The organism is Pseudomonas sp. Irchel 3A5 (assembly GCF_900187575.1).
In the GTDB taxonomy this organism is placed as follows: domain Bacteria; phylum Pseudomonadota; class Gammaproteobacteria; order Pseudomonadales; family Pseudomonadaceae; genus Aquipseudomonas; species Aquipseudomonas folii.
Genome location: NZ_FYDU01000021.1, coordinates 26963 through 46713, shown reverse-complemented (window position 1 = coordinate 46713; position 19751 = coordinate 26963). Strand labels below are relative to the sequence as shown.

The following is a 19751-nucleotide window of genomic DNA, read 5'->3' as shown; positions in this document are numbered from 1 at the left end:
GATAACTCTAAACTCTATCTTTAATCTTTGCGTGCAGTCCTGAAATAGCCTGTCGGACCTGACAGGACGGGAGAACGCTGTTGCGCTCGTCCCGGCCTGCCAAAGCCCGGCGCAGGCCTGGTTACAGGTCTTCACCACGCTCGCGGGCAATGGCGCGATAGCCGATGTCACTGCGATAGAAGCAACCTTCCCAATCAACCTTTGCGGCCAGAGCATAGGCGTGTTTTTGAGCATCGCCCACTGTTTCGCCTAATGCAGTCGCACAAAGCACGCGGCCACCGCTGGTCACTACCTGATCATTTTGCAGCGCGGTGCCTGCGTGGAACACTTTACCCGGCAGTTGTGCGGCGTCATTCAGGCCTTTGATGGCAGCGCCCTTGGCGTAATCGCCAGGGTAGCCGCCAGCGGCGAGGACGATGCCCAGGCTCGGGCGTGGATCCCACTGAGCTTCCACTTTATCCAGCGCCTGAGCCAGAGCCGCTTCCACCAGCAAGACCAGACTGGATTGCAGACGCAGCATCACCGGTTGGGTTTCCGGGTCACCGAAGCGGCAGTTGAACTCGATAACCTTCGGGTTACCCGCCTTGTCGATCATCAGCCCGGCGTAGAGGAAGCCGGTGTAGACATTACCTTCGTCGGCCATGCCGCGCACGGTCGGCCAGATGACCAGATCCATCACGCGCTGGTGAACGTCGGCAGTGACGACCGGGGCAGGGGAGTAAGCACCCATGCCGCCCGTGTTCGGGCCACTGTCACCGTCGCCGACGCGTTTGTGGTCCTGGCTGGTGGCCATCGGCAGAACGTTCTTGCCGTCGACCATCACGATGAAGCTGGCTTCTTCGCCATCAAGGAACTCTTCGATGACAACCCGCGAACCGGCTTCACCGAAGGCGTTACCGGCCAGCATGTCGCGCACGGCATCTTCGGCTTCGGCCAGGGTCATGGCGACGATTACGCCCTTGCCTGCCGCCAGGCCATCGGCCTTGATGACAATCGGAGCACCTTTTTCGCGCAGGTAGGCCAGCGCTGGCTCGATTTCAGTGAAGTTCTGATAATCGGCGGTCGGGATCTTGTGACGCGCCAGGAAATCCTTGGTGAACGCTTTCGAGCCTTCCAGCTGGGCAGCGCCAGCAGTAGGGCCGAAGCAGTCCAGATTGCGGCTGCGGAACAGATCGACAACGCCGGCAACCAGTGGCACTTCCGGGCCGACGATGGTCAGGGAGACGTTTTTTTCAGCGAAGTCCGCCAGTTGCTCAAGGGCCAGCACGTCGATAGCGACGTTCTCGCACTTCGCTTCGATAGCGGTCCCGGCATTGCCCGGTGCAACGAAAACCTTCACGACGCGTGGGTCCTGAGCGACTTTCCACGCCAGAGCGTGTTCGCGGCCACCACTGCCAATGATCAATACGTTCAAAGAAAGACTCCTTCGGAGAAGCTGCAAGCTAAAAGCGGCAAGTAAAAGCAGATTGTGCGGCTTTTAACATGGCTCATGGCTTTGAATTAGTAAGGCTGCAAGGGCGGGTAAGAGCATCGAAAATCTGCTTTTGCTTGCCGCTTGCAGCTAGAAACTTGCCGCTGACACTTTAGTGTCTGAAATGCCGCATTCCGGTGAACACCATGGCGATACCGGCTTCATCAGCCGCCGCAATCACTTCGTTGTCACGCATCGAGCCGCCTGGCTGGATCACCGCAGTGATGCCCACTTTGGCAGCGTTGTCGATGCCGTCACGGAACGGGAAGAATGCGTCGGAAGCCATGACCGCACCCGCGACCTGCAAACCGGCGTGTTCAGCTTTGATTGCCGCGATACGGGCCGAGTTTACGCGGCTCATCTGGCCCGCGCCGACACCGATGGTCTGGCGGTTCTTGGCATAGACGATGGCGTTGGACTTGACGTACTTGGCCACTTTCCAGGCGAAGATCAGGTCGTGGATTTCTTTCTCGCTTGGTGCGCGTTTGGTGACTACTTTCAGGTCATCAGCGGTGATCATGCCGATATCACGGCTCTGAACCAGCAAGCCGCCATTGACGCGCTTGTAGTCCCAGGCAGCACCACGTTCAGCCGCCCATTGGCCGGTGCTCAGCAGACGCACGTTGGCTTTGCTGGCAACAATGGCCTGTGCTTCGGCGCTGACGCTCGGGGCGATGATCACTTCAACGAACTGACGCTCGACGATGGCCTTGGCCGTTTCGGCGTCCAGCTCACGGTTGAAAGCGATGATGCCGCCAAATGCGGATTCGGTATCGGTCGCGTAGGCCAGTTCGTAGGCCTGACGGATGCCGCCTTCGTTGTCCAGTGCGACAGCAACGCCACACGGGTTGGCGTGTTTGACGATAACGCAGGCTGGTTTGACGAAGCTTTTCACGCATTCCAGCGCAGCGTCAGTGTCGGCCACATTGTTGAACGACAGCTCTTTGCCCTGCAGCTGTGTGGCAGTGGCGATACCGATTTCAGCCGGGTTGGCTTCAACGTAGAACGCCGCGCTCTGGTGCGGGTTCTCGCCGTAGCGCATTTCCTGAGCCTTGACGAACTGGCTGTTGAAGGTGCGCGGGAATTCGCTGCGGCCTTCGGTGCTCAGGGTTTCGGCGCTCTGGTCGATGCTGCCCAGATAGTTGGCGATCATGCCGTCGTAAGCAGCAGTGTGCTCGAAAGCCTTGAGCATCAGGTCGAAACGCTGTGCGTAGGTCAGACCGCCAGCCTTGAGGCTTGCCAATACCTGACCGTAATCGCTTGCGTTGACCACGATAGCAACGTCTTTATGGTTTTTTGCTGCAGAACGGACCATGGTCGGGCCGCCGATGTCGATGTTCTCGATGGCAGTCGGCAGGTCGCAACCCGGCTTGGCAACCGTGGCCTGGAACGGGTAGAGGTTCACCGCAACCAGATCGATCGGGTTGATCCCGTGTTCGCTCATGATGGCATCGTCGATGCCGCGACGGCCCAGGATGCCGCCGTGAATTTTTGGATGCAGAGTCTTGACCCGGCCGTCCATCATTTCTGCGAAGCCGGTGTAATCAGCGACTTCTACCGCTGCGACGCCATTGTCCTGCAACAGCTTGAAGGTGCCGCCGGTGGACAGGATCTCAACGCCAAGGGCTTCCAGTTCACGGGCAAATTCAAGGATGCCGGTCTTGTCGGAAACACTGATCAAGGCGCGGCGAATCGGCAGGCGGGTAGTCTGGTCGGTCATTTCAATTTCCATCAAGGCAAAAGCAAATGGATTCAGCAAAAAAGGCGACCTCGATAAGGGTCGCCTTTTTTGTATGGAATGCTTAAAGCAGGTCGTACTGCTTGAGTTTCTTGCGCAAGGTGCCGCGATTCAGGCCCAGCAGCTCGGACGCTTTCGTCTGGTTACCCTTGACGTAGTTCATCACACATTCGAGCAGTGGCGCCTCGACTTCTGACAACACCAGGTTGTAGACGTCAGTGACGGAAGCACCTTCAAGGTGGGCGAAATAATTGTGCAGCGCCTTCTCAACGTTGCCGCGCAGGGTCTGGCCCTCTTCGCTCGGCGTGTTGAGGTGCTGTTTCAAATTGACGTTGTCGCTCACGGGTGTCGTTCCACTCACTAAAGTCTCAGTCATCATCGTCATGCGGCCACCTCTTCTTCTTGCCCTGTTTTCGGGCTTTTGTAGCGTTCGCTGAAGAACTCGCGAACGTTGGCGCACTGTGCTTCCGTATCTTGCAAACGATTGAAGTGGGCGCGAAACTCCCTGGCGCCCGGCAAGGTTGCGAGATACCAGCCAACATGCTTGCGCGCTATTCGCACGCCCAGCACATCGCCGTAGAAAACGTGAAGCGCTGCCAGATGCTCTAGCAGAATGCGTTCCACTTCCTCCAACTGCAGCGCTGGCAATATTTCGCCAGTGCGCAGGTAGTGTTCTATTTCGCGAAAAATCCACGGGCGCCCTTGAGCAGCCCGTCCAATCAACAGCCCGTCGGCACCGGTGGCTTGCAGCACATGCCGGGCTTTCTGGGGTGAATCAATGTCGCCATTGGCGAACACCGGAATCGAAATGGCCTGCTTGATTGCGGCAATCGTGTCGTATTCGGCTTCACCGGTGTACAGATCGGCGCGGGTCCGTCCATGAACGGCCAAGGCCTGAATGCCTGCCTGTTCGGCGATTTTCGCCACCGTCAGGCCGTTCTTGTTGTCCCGGTCCCAACCGGTACGAATCTTCAGGGTGACCGGCACGTCGACTGCGGCGACAACGGCCTGCAGGATCTCGCTCACCAGTTGTTCGTCTTTCAATAGCGCTGAGCCAGCAGCCTTGTTACAGACTTTCTTGGCCGGGCACCCCATGTTGATGTCGATGATCTGCGCGCCCAGTTCGACATTGGCGCGCGCGGCATCGGCAAGCATCTGCGGATCACCACCAGCGATCTGTACCGAGCGCGGCTCGGGATCACCTTCATGGATCATGCGCAGACGCGATTTGCGACTGTTCCACAGGCTCATGTCACTGGTGACCATCTCAGACACCACCAGGCCTGCGCCAAGCTGGCGACAAAGCTGACGGAAAGGCTGGTCAGTGACGCCCGCCATAGGAGCGAGAATCAAGCCGTTCTGCAATGTATACGGACCGATGCGTACCGCCGACATAGGTGTGCCTGTTGTGGGGCCGAATCATGGCAAACCGTGTGTAATGTGTTATCTACACGGTCCGTTCGAGCCCGGCCTGACAAGTGCTTGCGCGCCTTTCAGACCGAATCCAGAGTAAGAAAAAGGGTTGGCATGATACCCGCTCTCGATGACTGGATAAAGGCTGAATTGGATAAAATCTGAACAGTTGTTGCCGGGCAGATCACGGTTTTTTCGTGTACTGCGCTGTCGTTACGTGCTGCTGGCACTTCCGGGGCTGAATTGCGTCCGATCAGCGGCGGGTCATTTCGTCGTTCGTTGTCGCCGGTCGGTTACTCGGGAGAGCGAAAACTCAGACTGTAGTTCACGGCTTTGGCGCCCGGATCGAGGATGTCCAGCGCAATGTGAATCGGCGTCTGCGGTGGCATTTCTTCCTTGCCGGCGATTTCGCCACTCAGGTATTCCGCAGGCTTGAAGCGACGACTGGCAATCAATTGACCACTGGTATCGGCAAAACGCAGTTCCAGCAGTGGAAATGGCTGAGAAAATGACGCGCGGTTGTAGATGATTGCATCCACGACCAGCGCGCCTTTGAATTCGGGATGGCTGCGCACGACCAGATTGCTGCTCTTGAGCTGTTTGATATCGACCTTGGACGGGACCTTGCAGTCGATCTGCGGGCAGATCATCTGAAACCACGGCCGGTACTGATCCTGGCGTGCCAGTTCGTCGAAGTGATACCACACGTATTGCCCGGCCAGTCCGACCAAGGCGATCAAGGTGAGCAGCGTCCAGATCAGCTTGCGGCCCCAGCGGGATTTGGGGGGCTGCCAGTCCAGTTGCAACGGATCGTCGGTCAGGTCCAGCAGTGCCTGATCACGCACGCCAGGCTCTGTGCGTTCGCGGCGTGAACGAGGTTCCGGTAGCGGCTCGTCCGGCTCTTCATCACTGTCGTTATCCAGCGCCGAAAAGCGTTGCGGCTTTTCATGGCTAGACGTCTTGCGCGGAGCCGGAGCGGAGAGCGTGGGCTCGTCGTCATCCAGATGGCTGTCACCTGGCGAAAACGAAGGTTCGGTCCTGCCATCACGGGAATTGGCTTCCGCCTCCGGCAGGATTTCGGGTTCCGGAATCACTTCTGCGTGCAATTCGGGTAGCTGACTGACGTCGTCATTGTGCAGGCTGTCGACCCAGTCATCAGAATCGGTCTGTGTGCCATCGCGACGCGCAGACAATGCCGTGTCATCGTTACGGGACGACTCCCGGCCGAACGTCTCGGGTAACTGGATTTCACGCTGTTCCAGGCGAGCGAGTTCTTCGTCCAGATCCAGGTTGTCCAGATCCATGGCGTTGCCGCGCCATGACTGCGAGGCCTGAACGGGCTCGGTTGCTGGTGGCTGGGTTGCAACCACCTCGCTTTGCACAATCGGCAGTGTTTCAACGACTACCGGAGTAGAGGGAGCGGGCGTTACCGGCAATTCTGCCTGTTGCGGAGCTGGCTGCTGATTGCTGCGCTGCTCCAACAGTTGCTTTGCAGCATTGAAAACCTGCAGGCAGGCACCGCAGCGCACCACGCCGCGTGCCACGCTCAATTGTGCGTGGCTGACTCGGAAACTGGTCTGGCAGTGCGGGCACTGAGTGACAAAACTGTCGGTCATGCGGCTATCCGGTTAAGCGGCTATTAACGGCGACGGCCAGTGATGCGAACCCAACCGTCACGGTTGGCGATCGGATCCAGCTCGAAGGTGTCGGCATAGGCAGCAGCAACTTCTTCGCCCTGTTCGGCAAGAATGCCGGAAAGCGCCAGGCGACCACCGGTTTTAATCAGTGTGGCCAACTGTGGAGCCAGGGCTACCAGCGGGCCAGCAAGAATATTGGCGACCAGAACATCGGCGTGTTGGGGTGGCATGTCTTCAGGCAGATACAGCTCGAAGCGCTCCGGCGCAATGTTGTTGCGACCGGCGTTGTCTCGTGACGCTTCCAGTGCCTGCACGTCAATATCGGTGCCGACCGCCTGTTTGGCCCCCAGCAGCAGGGCAGCGATGGCCAGAATCCCCGAGCCGCAACCGAAGTCCAGCAGGTCGCAGCCGTTCAGGTCCTGACCGTCGAGCCATTCCAGGCACAGGGCGGTGGTCGGGTGTGTGCCGGTGCCGAACGCCAGGCCCGGATCCAGCAGCAGGTTGACGGCTTCAGGTTCCGGCGCAGCGTGCCAGCTCGGTACGATCCACAGGCGTTGACCGAAACGCATCGGCTGGAAGTTATCCATCCAGCTGCGCTCCCAGTCCTGATCCTCGATCACTTCGCTCATGTGCTCCGGCAGCTCGGCATCGGTCAGCAGGCGCAGGTGCGCAAGGACGTGCTCGGCGTCAGTGTCGGCTTCAAACAATGCCAGCAGATGCGTGTGCGACCACAGCGGCGTGGTGTTGAGTTCCGGCTCGAAGATCGGCTGATCTTCAGCGTCCATGAACGTGACCGATACGGCACCGACTTCGAGAAGGGCGTCTTCGTAGGTTTCGGCTTGTTCTGGACTGATGGCGAGACGGACTTGCAGCCAGGGCATGGCGGGTTACCTATGGAAATAGCAGGAAAGCCGCGAAGTTTACTTCAGGTTCGTCGTAAATGCTCGCTGGCAAACATCCCGTATCAGGGAACCCGCCAATTAGCCCGGCGCTTATTGCACCTTGAAATCGTAAGTGCCGTCTCCTTCAAGGTTCAGGTTGGTTTGAGGTGGAGTTATGTACATTAATTGTCCTGAAAATCGCTGACCCTCAGGCGCAAAATCGACATGAACATAGCCTTCCATGCCGACACGGATCGCATCAAAGTCATCAGGCCCTGACGGCTTGTTCCAGATGTAGGTGTACACAAATCCCGGTTCGGGTGTTCCGGGCTGGGAAATGAATTGGTGCTGGATGGGAGTTTCGGCCGTTGCAGCAGGTATGCGCAGATGAAATTGTTGGTAGTCGCGGCGTTGTGGATTGCCTTTGCTGGCGTAGATCAGCCAGGCGCCGTCTTGCCACTCAGCGTTAATGGAATCAGCAACGATCTGACCGTGCACGTGGCTCCACTGAAAATCGCCGACTGCTTTCAGTCCATTCTCCGAAGCTTCAATCGGGTCCTTGCTTTGGTTGCTCATGATAAGGTCTCCATGGATAAGCGCGTCATGCGCAGATTCAGGATTGCCCCATCGCGGCAACTGGAACAACTGTCAGAAATGACAGTTGCACGCCCACAAACGAGAAGGCCCCGACAAGTCGGGGCCTTCAGGCTTAGAACATTTGCTGATGAACGTTATTTCTGTTCAGCCAGCTTGTGTTCCAGGTAGTGAATGTTGACGCCGCCTTCGCAGAAGCCTTCATCACGGGTCAGATCACGGTGCAGCGGGATGTTGGTCTTGATGCCGTCGACCACGATTTCGTCCAGAGCGTTGCGCATACGAGCCATGGCTTCGTCGCGGGTCGCGCCCCAGGTGATCAGCTTGCCGATCAACGAGTCGTAGTTCGAAGGAACCTTGTAGCCGCTGTACAGGTGCGAGTCGACCCGCACGCCGTTACCGCCTGGCGCGTGGAAGTGCTTGACCATGCCTGGGCTCGGGATGAAGGTCTTCGGATCTTCAGCGTTGATCCGGCATTCCAGCGAGTGCCCGTGAATGACAACGTCATCCTGGGTAAACGACAGTTTGTTGCCAGCGGCGATGCTCAGCATCTCCTTGACGATGTCGATACCGGTGACCATTTCCGAAACCGGGTGCTCTACCTGAACGCGAGTGTTCATCTCGATGAAGTAGAAACGGCCGTTCTCGTACAGGAACTCGAACGTACCGGCGCCACGATAGCCGATGTCGATGCACGCTTTTACGCAGGCTGCGAACACGTCTTTACGGGCTTGTTCATCGATGAACGGTGCTGGCGCTTCTTCCAGAACCTTCTGGTGACGACGCTGCAGCGAGCAGTCGCGGTCACCCAGGTGGATCGCGTGGCCCTGACCGTCGGAAATGACCTGGACTTCCACGTGACGCGGGTTGGTCAGGTATTTTTCCAGGTAGACCATCGGGTTGCTGAACCAGGCAGCCGCTTCAGCGCGGGTCTGCTTGGCCGCTTCGATCAGGTCTTCTTCCTTGTGTACAACGCGCATGCCGCGACCACCACCGCCGCCAGCGGCTTTGATGATCACCGGGTAGCCCACTTCGCGGCCGATACGCAGCGCGGTTTCTTCGTCTTCCGGCAACGGGCCGTCGGAACCCGGAACAGTCGGTACGTTGGCACGCTTCATGGCGTCCTTGGCAGAAACCTTGTCGCCCATCAGGCGGATGGTTTCAGCTTTCGGGCCGATGAAGGCGAAACCGGATTTCTCCACCTGTTCGGCAAAGTCGGCGTTTTCCGCGAGGAAGCCGTAGCCCGGGTGAATCGCTGTAGCGCCAGTCAGTTCCGCAGCGGAAATGATGGCCGGGATGTTCAGGTACGACAGGTTGGCTGGCGCCGGACCGATGCAGACAGTTTCGTCCGCCAGACCCAGGTGCATCAGCTCACGGTCTGCCGTGGAATGGACCGCGACGGTCTTGATGCCCAGTTCTTTACAGGCACGCAAGATGCGCAAGGCGATTTCGCCGCGGTTGGCGATCAGGACTTTTTCCAACATCGCAGGCTCTCCCCGGTTCAAACGATGGTGAACAGCGGCTGGTCATACTCAACCGGCTGACCGTTTTCTACCAGGATCGACTCGATCACACCGCTGACTTCAGCTTCGATGTGGTTCATCATTTTCATCGCTTCAACGATGCAGATGGTGTCGCCTTTCTTGACCGTCTTGCCGACTTCAACGAACGCTGGCGAGCCAGGTGCTGGAGTGCGGTAGAACGTACCTACCATTGGCGATTTGACAACGGTGCCGTTCAGTTTCGGTGCCGAAGGTGCTTCAGCAGCGGCAGCAACCGGGGCAGCAGCAGGCGCTGCAACTGGCGCGGCTACCGGAGCAGGCGCGTAGTACGGTTGTGCTGGAGTCTTGCTGTGACGGCTGATCCGTACGGATTCTTCGCCTTCACGAATCTCCAGTTCGTCGATGCCAGACTCTTCCAGCAGTTCGATCAGTTTCTTGACTTTACGGATATCCATTAATCATCAACTCCCAAGGGTCGGTCAGGGGTAAAAGTTGTTAGTGGTTCGGGTCATGCAGCGCAGCCTGTGGCTGTGCGGTCATGGCTTCGAACTGACGGCCAATTGTTCCAGGGCGGCTTCAAGGGCCATTCGGTATCCGCTGGCGCCAAGGCCGCAAATCACACCTACCGCAACATCTGAAAAGTAGGAGTGATGACGGAAGGCTTCACGCTTGTGCACGTTCGAGAGGTGCACTTCGATGAATGGGATGCTCACTCCCAGCAACGCGTCACGTATTGCAACACTCGTGTGCGTAAATGCGGCTGGATTGATCACAATGAAATCCACACCTTCATCACGCGCGGCATGGATACGATCAATCAATTCGTACTCGGCATTGCTTTGCAGATACATCAGATGATGGCCGGCTTCACGCGCCCTTTTTTCCAGGTCCTGATTGATCTGGGGCAGAGTGACTGCGCCGTAGATCCCCGGCTCGCGGGTTCCAAGCAGGTTAAGGTTGGGGCCATGCAGTACCAGAAGAGTCGCCATCGGATGATCCTTGTTATGGTTACGAGCATCAAAGCCCGGCGACTATGCCGCAAACATCCATGTACTGTCCAGTTAACTGCAATAGCTCGCACGATTACCGAAGTTCGCGAAAAGTTTGTGACTCAACGATTAAATTTGGTCATTTGCTCTAATCAGGCGCTCTACAAGGCCTTTTGCGTCGATTTCGCCGACGACGCGAACATCGCTGCGCTCCTCACCATTTTTGCCGAAGATCAGCAGGGCAGGCGGACCAAACAGCTTGTATCGATCCAGCAAGGCGCGTTGCTCGGCATTGCTGTCAGTCATGTCAAAACGAATCAGGCGATAGCCTTCGAGCTGGGTGATCACATCGGGATCCGGCAAGACTTCATGCTCGATGACCTTGCAACTGATACACCAGTCCGCGTACCAATCGAGCATTAACGGCTGACCTGCATTTTTTGCTTCGCTCAGCACCCGGTCCAGTTCCGCTGCGCTGGTGATTGTCTGCCAGTCGGACGTATTAGCGGTCGCTGTGCCATTGTTGCTCAGTGCAGCTTGTGGTCGGCCAAGTGGGCGGGTCGGATCGCTTTGACCGCTCCACGCGCCGAACCAGCAGGTCAGCGCATAGACCAGTAAAAAAAGCCCCAGCAGTTGCGCCAGCCGTTGGCGAGTGTTTTTCGGACCAAACTCCAGCGTACCCAAAAACACCGCTACGCCAGCCGCCAGCAGGCCGGTCAGCAACAAGGTGATCTGGCCTGGCAGTATGCGACTGAGCAAGGCAATAGCCAGACCCAGCAACAGCACGCCGATGGCGTTCTTGACCGTCACCAACCATGGGCCGCTTTTCGGTAGCCATGTCGCGCCGCCTGTTGCTACCAGCAGCAGCGGAGCGCCCATGCCCAGGCCCAGCGCGAACAGCTTCAACGCACCACCCAGCGCGTCGCCGCTGGCGCTTATATAAAGCAGCGCACCGGCCAGCGGTGCGGACACACAAGGCGAAACCAGCAGGCTGGAAACCACACCCAGCACCGCCGCGCCCCACAACGAGCCGCCTTCGGTCTTGCCTGCGATACGATCCAGTCGATTACTGAGGGCTTGCGGCAGACGCAGTTCGAAAGCGCCGAACATTGCCACCGCAAAAATCACGAAGAACAGCGAAAACGGCACCAGCACCCAGGCCGATTGCAGCCGCGCCTGTAAATTAAGGCCCGCGCCGAACATGCCCATCAATGCGCCAAGGACCGCAAAACTGATTGCCATCGGCAACACGTAAGCCAGCGACAGGCTCAAGCCGCGCAGCCCACCCACCTGACCACGCAATACCACGCCGGATAGAATCGGCAGCATGGGCAATACGCACGGGGTAAAGGTCAGGCCGATACCTGCGAGGAAGAACAAGGCCAGTTCTTTCCAGCTCCGGGCTGTGGTGGATGACGGGGCCGTTACGGTGCTGTCAGCGGCGACGGCGGGGTCACCGATACTCAGTCGCTCGGTTTCAGGCGGGTAACACAAGCCTTTGTCGGCGCAGCCTTGATAGGTCACCACCAGCGTGAACGGCCGGTTATCGCCCGGTTTGCGTGGCAGGTCGATGTCGAGGATGCCGTGGTAAACCTCAACGTCGCCGAAATATTCGTCGTGCTTCTTCTCGCCATCCGGTAACTGCGCAGCGCCCAGACCGATGTCAGCGGGTTCGGTACGGAACTGAAAACGATGGCGATAAAGGTAATAGCCGTCGGTGGCGACGAAACGCAGCTTGATCGACTCGGCAGTGGTGTCGATCAGATTCAGCTGAAATGCCTGACGGACAGGCAGGAAGTCTTTGCTGTTATCCAGCGCCGCGCCACCCAGCGTGGCATTCGGGCGGCTGTCCAGCAGGCCTGCGCCAGTAGCGGGGAGGGCAAGGATCAACAGCAACAGGCAGAGCAAACGGCGCATGGCAGTCTCGAGTCGCAAAAGTCCGCGCATGATAGCGGAGTGTTTCAAGGTGTGCAGGAATGGGGTTTGTAAGAAGGGGTTACCAAGGGCGTAGGCCATCAGACACCGCGTTGTCGTGTGGCAATAAAGAGCCATGTGGGAGCGGTGCTTGCCCGCGATAAGGCTGGACGCGGTTCACTTTAGATCGCGCCCAGCCTTATCGCGGGCAAGCACCGCTCCCACATAAAAATCTCATCTATTCAGGTAGTTATAACTTTATTTTGATGGGAGCGTTTGCGTGCTGACGAACTCAGGCCTTGTCAGCCACACTCAGCAGCATCGAGCTCTGCTTCGCGTCATATTCCAGAAACACATGATTACGCCCGGCATGTTTTGCCCGGTACAGCGCTTCGTCGGCGCGGGAGGCCAGCAGCAGGCTGTCGTCCTTGTCACCCATTTCCACAACACCAGCGCTGAATGTGCAGAACAGATCGGCGGGTTGCGCGGGGTAATGGATTTCAGCAAAGCGCCGGCGGATTTCATCCAGCGTGAAATGAGCGCTCTGGATATCCGTGTCAGGCATCACGATGGCGAATTCTTCTCCGCCATAACGGCCAATGTAGTCCGTCTTGCGCAGCCGCTGTTTGAGGAACAACGCCAGGCTCTTGATTACCCGGTCGCCCATGGGATGGCCGTGGCTGTCGTTGACCTTTTTGAAGTGATCAATATCCAGCATCGCGAAACACAGCCGCTGATTTTCCCGGCGGGCACGGAAGCAGCAGTCTTCCAGCAGTTGCAGGATATGAGTGTGGTTATAAAGGCCGGTCAGGCTGTCCCGAACCATGCGCGCCTTGAGGTTGCGTGCCCGCGCAGCACGGTTGCGCACGGTGGTAATCAGGTGGCGCGGCTTGATCGGCTTGGTCAGGAAGTCATCGCCGCCTTCGCTCATGGCGTCCAGCTGCTTGTCCAGATCATCTTCAGCAGACAGATAAATGATCGGCACACTGACATAACGGTCGTTGTGACGGATCACCTTGGCCAGTTCGGTACCGGTGCAGCCCGGCATATACATGTCGAGGATGATCAGGTCCGGCTGGAAGTCTGCCAGCTCGGCCATGGCCTGGATCGGGTCAAGCAACGTACGGGTCACGATCCCGGCACTGTTGAGCAGTCTCTCGGTATGCAAGGCCTGGGCGCGGGAGTCATCGATGATCAGCACCTTGTAAGGCTCGTATTGCGCCACACAGGTGAGGATTTCTATTTTCTCCAACAGGCTCGAAGCCTCCAGCGTACCGGTCAGAAACTCCTCGCCACCGGCGCGCACAGCGGCCAGACGTGTCGGGGTATCCGTTTCGTGATGGCTGAAAAAAATCAGCGGCAGTTTTTGCTCAAGTCCCTGCTGGACACCCGCCGCCAGTTTCAGGCCTTCGCCCGGGCCGCAGAAATCCACATCGATCACGATGGCAGAGGGATGACGATGAGCCATGGCTGTCTGGAAATCACTCAGACCGTCCAGCGCCTGAGCGTACAGGCCAAAAAAGTCCAGCTGCTTGCTCAAGCGCTCGGCGCGTTCGAAATCCTGCAGCGCGATATAGATAGGCTTGCGCAACGGCGGTAGCGAGGTTTGCTCGAAACGATCGCCATGACGCAGACCTGTGCGGGACAGCCGCTGCATCAAACTGTTGAGTTCAGTAATCAGGTTGCTGGTTAACCGTCCACGATTCGCTTCGACCGCTTCCAGCGACGCATTGATGGCTTGGGCCAGCTCGATATGCTCGATTTGCTCAAAACGCTCGGCAAAACGTAGCAGACGCTGATTGGCATCCTGAAATTCCGCCATATCCGTCGCAGTCCACTCGCCCTGCTGCAGTCGCTGCCAGGCCTCAAGAATCTGACGTGCCTGATGAATGACGCGCTGAGCGAAGTGATGTTTGAGACGATCGCGATTTGGATCTGCTGGCTCGGTCATATCGGGCTACGTGTGTGTTCTCTGATGGATCACTGCTGGCGCTATGCTACCACCTACTTTCCGCCTAGCACGTACCCCAAGTCAAATAGTTGGCAACATTTAGATGACTGGACGGTTTTTGCCCCTCATCGCCCGGTTGTGGCGCTCCATTTCTCGGTTTTTGAAGGTAATGCTTCTCGCCCCGGCAACAGACTTGGCATATCCCGCAGCCTGATCCACGGCTCATTTTGCCAATGAATAACGCTTAGCTCGCCGCCTTGCCATTCCAGTCGTGCGGGCGTCGGGCTGTTGTGCAGTGAATGAAGTCGAGCAGCGAATAGCGTGGGCATGACTTCGTGGGTGATCCACTGGCGCAACTGGCTATTGCCCGGGTGATGGTGGTGGACCAGTAAGGCATACGCCGCAGACTCGCTGACCATGAGCATTTCCTGGGCTTCGTCGTAGTAGTTCAGGTTCAGGGTGCAGCGCTGGTCGGGGTCGAGTTTGCGGACCAGACGGTTTTCAAGGAACAGACCCATCAAGCGGCCCAGGTCGCGGGCACAGAACCAGGCTTGTTGCTCCATGATCAGGGCGTGCAGATGGCGTTTCTGATGGGTGAAGCGTAGGGGTTCGAAAGGCGTGTCCATGCTGTCTGTCCTTGTTATTAGCTGAAGGCGTCGGGAGCTAAGAACACCCAAACCTGGTGCCAGCATATTCCCCCGCAGGGTCTTTTATTAGCCGACTCCCGACATGACAGACGTGCAGATGCATAAACGGCTGCGCTAAGTGACCTTAGCGCAGGCGCAGAAAGACCGCTGTCGTGGCGGGAATAAACGGGTTTGAGAGTTCTTAGGCTCAGGGGCGGAATGATCAAAGAGCAGCCGTTTTGGGTCAATGGCCAATGCTGTAGGACGTTTCTGCTTTTGTTGTGGTTGTTTCATAGGCAACAACACCAACCCCTGTAGGAGCTGCCGAAGGCTGCGATGGCGGTGTTTCAGGAGGATTGCGTTCGCAGCCTTCGGCAGCTCCTACAGATTTTGCATTTGCTGGGTGACTATCCTTAACAAAACCTCCCACCCTGACATACCTGCAAAAGGCACCTTGCTGTAAGGTTGCGGTCAGAGCACTGAACCCTGTGATTGAAAGGACATAGCCATGCTGGATTGGAAGAACCGCGCAGGCAGCGCGAAAGAGCGCGTCGATGAACCGTCTTCGGTCAAGCGCCGCGGGTACCTGAGTGGGCTGTTTTACAGCCGTGCGCTGGGTGCCGTGGTTGCGATTTACCTGGTGGTCACCTTGCTGATCGGCTGGTACTGGAGCAGTGAACCGGCGTTGTTTCCCGTCCAGCAAAACGCTCAGGCTGCGGCCGAGCGTGAAGGCAAGCAGATGGTGATTGGTTACACCACTGTTGAAACCCTTAAAACCGTTGTAAGCACACTGCTTGAAAAACGTGGCGGCTATTTGTCCAACGACCGCTTCCCGCCTGGCCTGTGGCTGGACAATATTCCCAGCTGGGAATACGGCGTGATGTTCCAGGTGCGGGATTTGAGCCGTGCCATGCGTAAGGATTTTTCCCGTTCCCAGTCCCAATCGGCTGAAGATGGTGATCTGGCCCGCGCTGAGCCGCTGTTCAACTTCAGCAACAACAGTTGGATTCTGCCTTCCAGTGAGTCTCAGTACCGCGACGGTATTGCGGCACTGAATCGTTACGAAGAGCGTCTGTCCGACCCTAATTCAAAAACTGCGCTGTTTTATGCGCGCGCTGACAATCTCAGTAACTGGCTGGGCGACGTCAACACCCGTCTGGGTTCGCTGTCGCAGCGTCTTTCGGCCAGTGTTGGCCGTGTGAAACTCAACAGCACCTTGAAAACCGAGGCGCTGGTTGCTGTGAAACCGGGCGAGGTGCCACAGGTGGATGAGGAAATCGTTGAAACGCCATGGCTGAAAATCGACGACGTGTTCTATGAAGCACGCGGTCAGGCCTGGGCGCTTTCGCACTTGCTGCGCGCCATCGAAGTTGATTTTGCCGACGTACTGGCCAAAAAGAACGCCACCGTCAGCGTGCGTCAGATCATTCGTGAGCTGGAAGCGTCGCAAGAACCGCTGTGGAGCCCGATGGTGCTCAACGGCAGTGCGTTCGGCGTGTTGTCTAACCACTCGTTGGTCATGGCCAACTATATTTCCCGCGCCAACGCCGCTGTGATCGACCTTCGTCAACTGCTGTCCCAGGGCTGATCGATGTCGTTCTCAGCTACCGAGGCTGCGCACCGCGCCGCCTCGGACGCCGAACTGATCGCCTGGGTTGATGAGCTGGATCAGCCACTTGGGGGCATGGTCCGCTCGCAATTGCGTGAGGCAGGGCTGATCGGGCGTGGCACTTATATTCTGCTGTTCAATTCCGCAGGCGAGCTTTGCGTGCATCGCCGTACGCTGAGCAAAGCCATTTATCCCGGTTATTGGGATGTAGCAGCGGGCGGCATGGTGCAGGCCGACGAGAGCTACACCGAGTCCGCTGCACGGGAGCTGGCTGAGGAGTTGGGCGTCAGCGGCGTACCGCTGACCGAGCATGAGCACTTTTTCTTCGACCAACCGGGCAACCGGCTCTGGTGCGCGGTGTTTTCGGCGATCTGGGACGGGCCTTTGACGTTGCAGCCCGAAGAGGTGCTGGAGGCGCGTTTCATTCCTGTGAATGAGGCCCTGCGCGAAGCCGAACAAAAGCCTTATTGCCCGGATTCGGTGGCGGCGTTGAAGCGCTATCTGGGAGCGACGCGTTAATCCTGTGGGAGCGGTGCTTGCCCGCGATAAGGCTGGACGCGATTCACTTTGGATCGCGGTGCCCTTATCGCGGGCAAGCACCGCTCCCACATGACGCAGTGATCAGTTAGATGACGAGTCATCCCCTACGTCGCAAATGTTGAGTAAATTGGCGCACATTGGCCCTTAGCAACCGGGCTTTTTGCCGTTACACTGCGCGACCTTTTCAAGCTGGCCGGGGTTTTCCGTCCAGCTGCGCTGCCCCTGCCTGAGTGGGGCTTCGCGGCCGACCCTTTATGGATGTCGACCAATCTTCAGTCCTCAACAAGAGGATTTGCGGTGGCTAAAAAAGCCTCATCCTTCGCCGCCCTGGGTGGCCTGGTATTTTCCACCGACGCGGGACGGCATTGTCCCGACTGTCGTCAGCCCATTGATGCCTGCATCTGCAAACAGACGCTTATTCCCGAAGGGGATGGCATTGCCCGTGTGCGCCGCGAAAGCAAAGGCCGTGGCGGTAAAACGGTAACGACTATTACCGGCGTGCCATTACCTGAAGACGGCCTCAAGGATCTGGCCAAAACCCTCAAACAACGATGTGGCACCGGCGGAGCGCTCAAGGACGGGGTGATCGAGATTCAGGGCGATCACGTCGAACTGCTGCTGGCCGAGCTGATCAAGCAGGGCTTCAAGGCGAAGAAATCCGGCGGCTGATGGCTCTGCGGACCGCAGGCAAACTCTGGCTTGCATCGCGGGTCTACTTTCCATCAGTGCCTGGCACCAAACCGTCACTTGCACTCTTTACACTGCGCCCAGCCTGTCTATGGCTGGCGCTACCAGACTTTTTTATAGGGGACTTCGATGTCCGTACGACGCACACGTAAAGACGATGGCAGCCAATGGACCGTTGCGGATAGCCGCAGTGTCTACGGTATCCGCCATTGGGGCGCTGGTTATTTCGCGATCAATGAAGCGGGCCGTGTAGAGGTTCGTCCGAATGGGCCGGGCAGTTCGCCTATCGATCTTTACGAGCAGGTCGACGACCTGCGCAAAAGTGGGCTGAGCCTGCCATTGCTGGTGCGTTTCCCCGATATTCTGCAAGACCGTGTGCGTCAGTTGACCGGTGCCTTCGACGCCAATATTGCGCGTCTGGAGTACCAGAGCCAGTACACCGCGTTGTACCCGATCAAGGTGAACCAGCAGGAGGCGGTGGTTGAAAACATCATCGCTACCCAGAACGTGTCCATCGGTCTGGAAGCCGGTTCCAAGCCGGAGCTGATGGCAGTGCTGGCATTGGCCCCGAAAGGCGGCACTATCGTCTGCAACGGTTACAAGGACCGTGAGTTCATTCGTCTGGCGCTGATGGGTCAGAAACTGGGTCACAACGTGTTCATCGTGATCGAGAAAGAATCCGAAGTTGAACTGGTGATCGAAGAGGCCGCCGAGCTCAAAGTCGCGCCGCAGGTGGGCTTGCGTGTTCGTCTGTCGTCGTTGGCGTCCAGCAAATGGGCCGATACCGGTGGTGAAAAATCCAAGTTCGGTCTGTCGGCGGCGCAGTTGCTGTCCGTCGTTGATCGCTTCCGCAAAGCGGGTCTGGATCAGGGTATTCGGTTGCTGCACTTCCATATGGGTTCGCAGATCGCCAACCTTGCGGACTATCAGCACGGTTTCAAGGAAGCGATCCGTTACTACGGCGAGCTGCGTAACCTTGGTCTGCCGGTGGACCACATCGACGTGGGCGGCGGCCTGGGTGTCGATTACGACGGTACTCACTCGCGCAATGCCAGTTCCATCAACTACGACATGGACGATTACGCCGGTGTTGTCGTGGGCATGCTCAAAGAGTTCTGCGACGCGCAGGGCCTGCCGCACCCGCACATTTTTTCGGAAAGCGGCCGCTCGCTGACCGCTCACCATGCAATGCTGGTCATTCAGGTGACCGACGTCGAGAAGCACAACGACGAAGTCCCCGTGATCGAAGACAAGGAAAGCCTGCCGGAAACCCTGCAGTGGCTGGTCGATCTGCTCGGCCCGACCGATATCGAAATGGTCACCGAAACCTACTGGCGCGCCACTCACTACATGAGTGACATTGCGACCCAGTACGCCGATGGCAAGATATCCCTGTCGCAAAAAGCCTTGGGTGAGCAGTGCTACTTCGCCGTTTGCCGCCGCCTGCACAACTCGTTGAAAGCGCGTCAACGCTCCCATCGTCAGGTGCTGGACGAGCTCAACGACAAGCTGGCCGACAAGTACATCTGCAACTTCTCGGTATTCCAGAGCCTGCCGGACACCTGGGCTATCGATCAGGTATTGCCGATCATCCCCCTGCACCGCCTGAACGAAGAGCCCCTGCGTCGTGCGGTGCTGCAAGACCTGACCTGCGACTCTGACGGCAAGATCAATCAGTACGTGGACGAGCAAAGCATCGAAACAAGCTTGCCAGTGCATGGCCTGAACGAAGGCGAAGACTATTTGCTGGGCGTGTTCCTGGTTGGCGCGTATCAGGAAATTCTGGGCGACATGCATAACCTGTTCGGTGATACCGACTCGGTGAATATCTACCAGAACCCGGATGGCAGCGTTTATTCCGCCGGTATCGAAACCCACGACACCATCGAAGACATGCTGCGCTACGTGCACTTGTCGCCGGAAGAACTGATGACCCATTACCGGGACAAAGTCGCCAGCGCCAAAATCACCCCGCGTGAACGCACGTATTTCCTTGATGCTTTGCGTTTGGGGCTGACAAGGTCTTCTTACCTGTCTTCTTGATGTGACGCGGGAGCCAACCTATTGGCTCCCGCCAAACAAAAATTAGTTACTGAATAGATACGATTTTATGTGGGAGCGGTGCTTGCCCGCGATAAAGGCAACACGGTCTGAAGGATAAATCGAGGTGTTCTTATCGCGGGCAAGCACCGCTCCCAC

The 19751-nt window shown here is 57.7% G+C and carries 17 protein-coding genes; 4 read left to right on the top strand and 13 right to left on the bottom strand.

Annotated features, from left to right (window positions below):
• Nucleotides 1–121: 121 nt before the first annotated feature.
• From purD to CKW31_RS26975, 13 genes are all read right to left on the bottom strand, one after another.
• Complete coding sequence (gene purD / locus CKW31_RS27035) at nucleotides 122–1414, bottom strand: phosphoribosylamine--glycine ligase (RefSeq protein WP_095101832.1); 1293 nt, start codon at nucleotides 1412–1414, stop codon at nucleotides 122–124.
• A gap of 169 nt (nucleotides 1415–1583) precedes the next feature.
• Nucleotides 1584–3191, bottom strand: coding sequence for a bifunctional phosphoribosylaminoimidazolecarboxamide formyltransferase/IMP cyclohydrolase (gene purH / locus CKW31_RS27030; protein WP_095101830.1), 1608 nt, complete (start codon nucleotides 3189–3191; stop codon nucleotides 1584–1586).
• A gap of 82 nt (nucleotides 3192–3273) precedes the next feature.
• Entirely contained in the window at nucleotides 3274–3594 is a 321-nt protein-coding gene (fis, locus tag CKW31_RS27025; protein WP_027901362.1) for a DNA-binding transcriptional regulator Fis, read from the bottom strand.
• Nucleotides 3591–4604 (bottom strand): tRNA dihydrouridine synthase DusB, encoded by a 1014-nt coding sequence (gene dusB / locus CKW31_RS27020; RefSeq protein WP_027901363.1) that lies wholly within the window; start codon nucleotides 4602–4604, stop codon nucleotides 3591–3593. Before dusB ends, fis begins: the two co-directional genes overlap by 4 nt.
• Nucleotides 4605–4915: 311 nt before the next feature.
• Complete coding sequence (locus tag CKW31_RS27015) at nucleotides 4916–6238, bottom strand: DUF3426 domain-containing protein (protein ID WP_095101828.1); 1323 nt, start codon at nucleotides 6236–6238, stop codon at nucleotides 4916–4918.
• Nucleotides 6239–6261: 23 nt separating this feature from the next.
• Entirely contained in the window at nucleotides 6262–7140 is an 879-nt protein-coding gene (gene prmA / locus CKW31_RS27010) for a 50S ribosomal protein L11 methyltransferase (protein ID WP_095101826.1), read from the bottom strand.
• 111 nt (nucleotides 7141–7251) lie between these two features.
• Nucleotides 7252–7716: a hypothetical protein gene (locus CKW31_RS27005; protein WP_095101824.1), complete on the bottom strand. Its 465-nt coding sequence runs from the start codon at nucleotides 7714–7716 to the stop codon at nucleotides 7252–7254.
• 155 nt (nucleotides 7717–7871) lie between these two features.
• A complete protein-coding gene (gene accC / locus CKW31_RS27000) occupies nucleotides 7872–9218 on the bottom strand; it encodes an acetyl-CoA carboxylase biotin carboxylase subunit (RefSeq protein WP_095101822.1) in 1347 nt (448 codons plus the stop codon).
• Between the two features lie 17 nt (nucleotides 9219–9235).
• Complete coding sequence (gene accB / locus CKW31_RS26995; protein ID WP_095101820.1) at nucleotides 9236–9691, bottom strand: acetyl-CoA carboxylase biotin carboxyl carrier protein; 456 nt, start codon at nucleotides 9689–9691, stop codon at nucleotides 9236–9238.
• 81 nt (nucleotides 9692–9772) lie between these two features.
• A complete protein-coding gene (aroQ, locus tag CKW31_RS26990) occupies nucleotides 9773–10225 on the bottom strand; it encodes a type II 3-dehydroquinate dehydratase (protein WP_095101818.1) in 453 nt (150 codons plus the stop codon).
• Nucleotides 10226–10354: 129 nt separating this feature from the next.
• Nucleotides 10355–12142, bottom strand: coding sequence for a protein-disulfide reductase DsbD (locus CKW31_RS26985; protein ID WP_176469997.1), 1788 nt, complete (start codon nucleotides 12140–12142; stop codon nucleotides 10355–10357).
• Nucleotides 12143–12431: 289 nt separating this feature from the next.
• Nucleotides 12432–14090 (bottom strand): diguanylate cyclase, encoded by a 1659-nt coding sequence (locus tag CKW31_RS26980; protein ID WP_095101812.1) that lies wholly within the window; start codon nucleotides 14088–14090, stop codon nucleotides 12432–12434.
• A 125-nt stretch (nucleotides 14091–14215) separates the two neighbouring features.
• On the bottom strand, nucleotides 14216–14716 hold the full coding sequence (locus CKW31_RS26975; protein ID WP_095101810.1) for a Bro-N domain-containing protein: 501 nt from the start codon (nucleotides 14714–14716) through the stop codon (nucleotides 14216–14218).
• 508 nt (nucleotides 14717–15224) lie between these two features.
• Between CKW31_RS26975 and CKW31_RS26970 the strand changes: the two genes are divergently transcribed.
• The 4 genes from CKW31_RS26970 (at nucleotide 15225) to speA (ending at nucleotide 19595) form a co-directional block, all read left to right on the top strand.
• Nucleotides 15225–16304 (top strand): DUF2333 family protein, encoded by a 1080-nt coding sequence (locus tag CKW31_RS26970; protein WP_095101808.1) that lies wholly within the window; start codon nucleotides 15225–15227, stop codon nucleotides 16302–16304.
• Nucleotides 16305–16307: 3 nt separating this feature from the next.
• Nucleotides 16308–16844 (top strand): NUDIX hydrolase, encoded by a 537-nt coding sequence (locus CKW31_RS26965; RefSeq protein WP_095101806.1) that lies wholly within the window; start codon nucleotides 16308–16310, stop codon nucleotides 16842–16844.
• Between the two features lie 318 nt (nucleotides 16845–17162).
• Nucleotides 17163–17534, top strand: a complete 372-nt coding sequence (locus CKW31_RS26960; RefSeq protein ID WP_095101804.1) for a translation initiation factor Sui1 — start codon at nucleotides 17163–17165, stop codon at nucleotides 17532–17534.
• Nucleotides 17535–17681: 147 nt separating this feature from the next.
• Nucleotides 17682–19595, top strand: a complete 1914-nt coding sequence (speA, locus tag CKW31_RS26955; RefSeq protein ID WP_095101802.1) for an arginine decarboxylase — start codon at nucleotides 17682–17684, stop codon at nucleotides 19593–19595.
• Nucleotides 19596–19751: the final 156 nt, after the last annotated feature.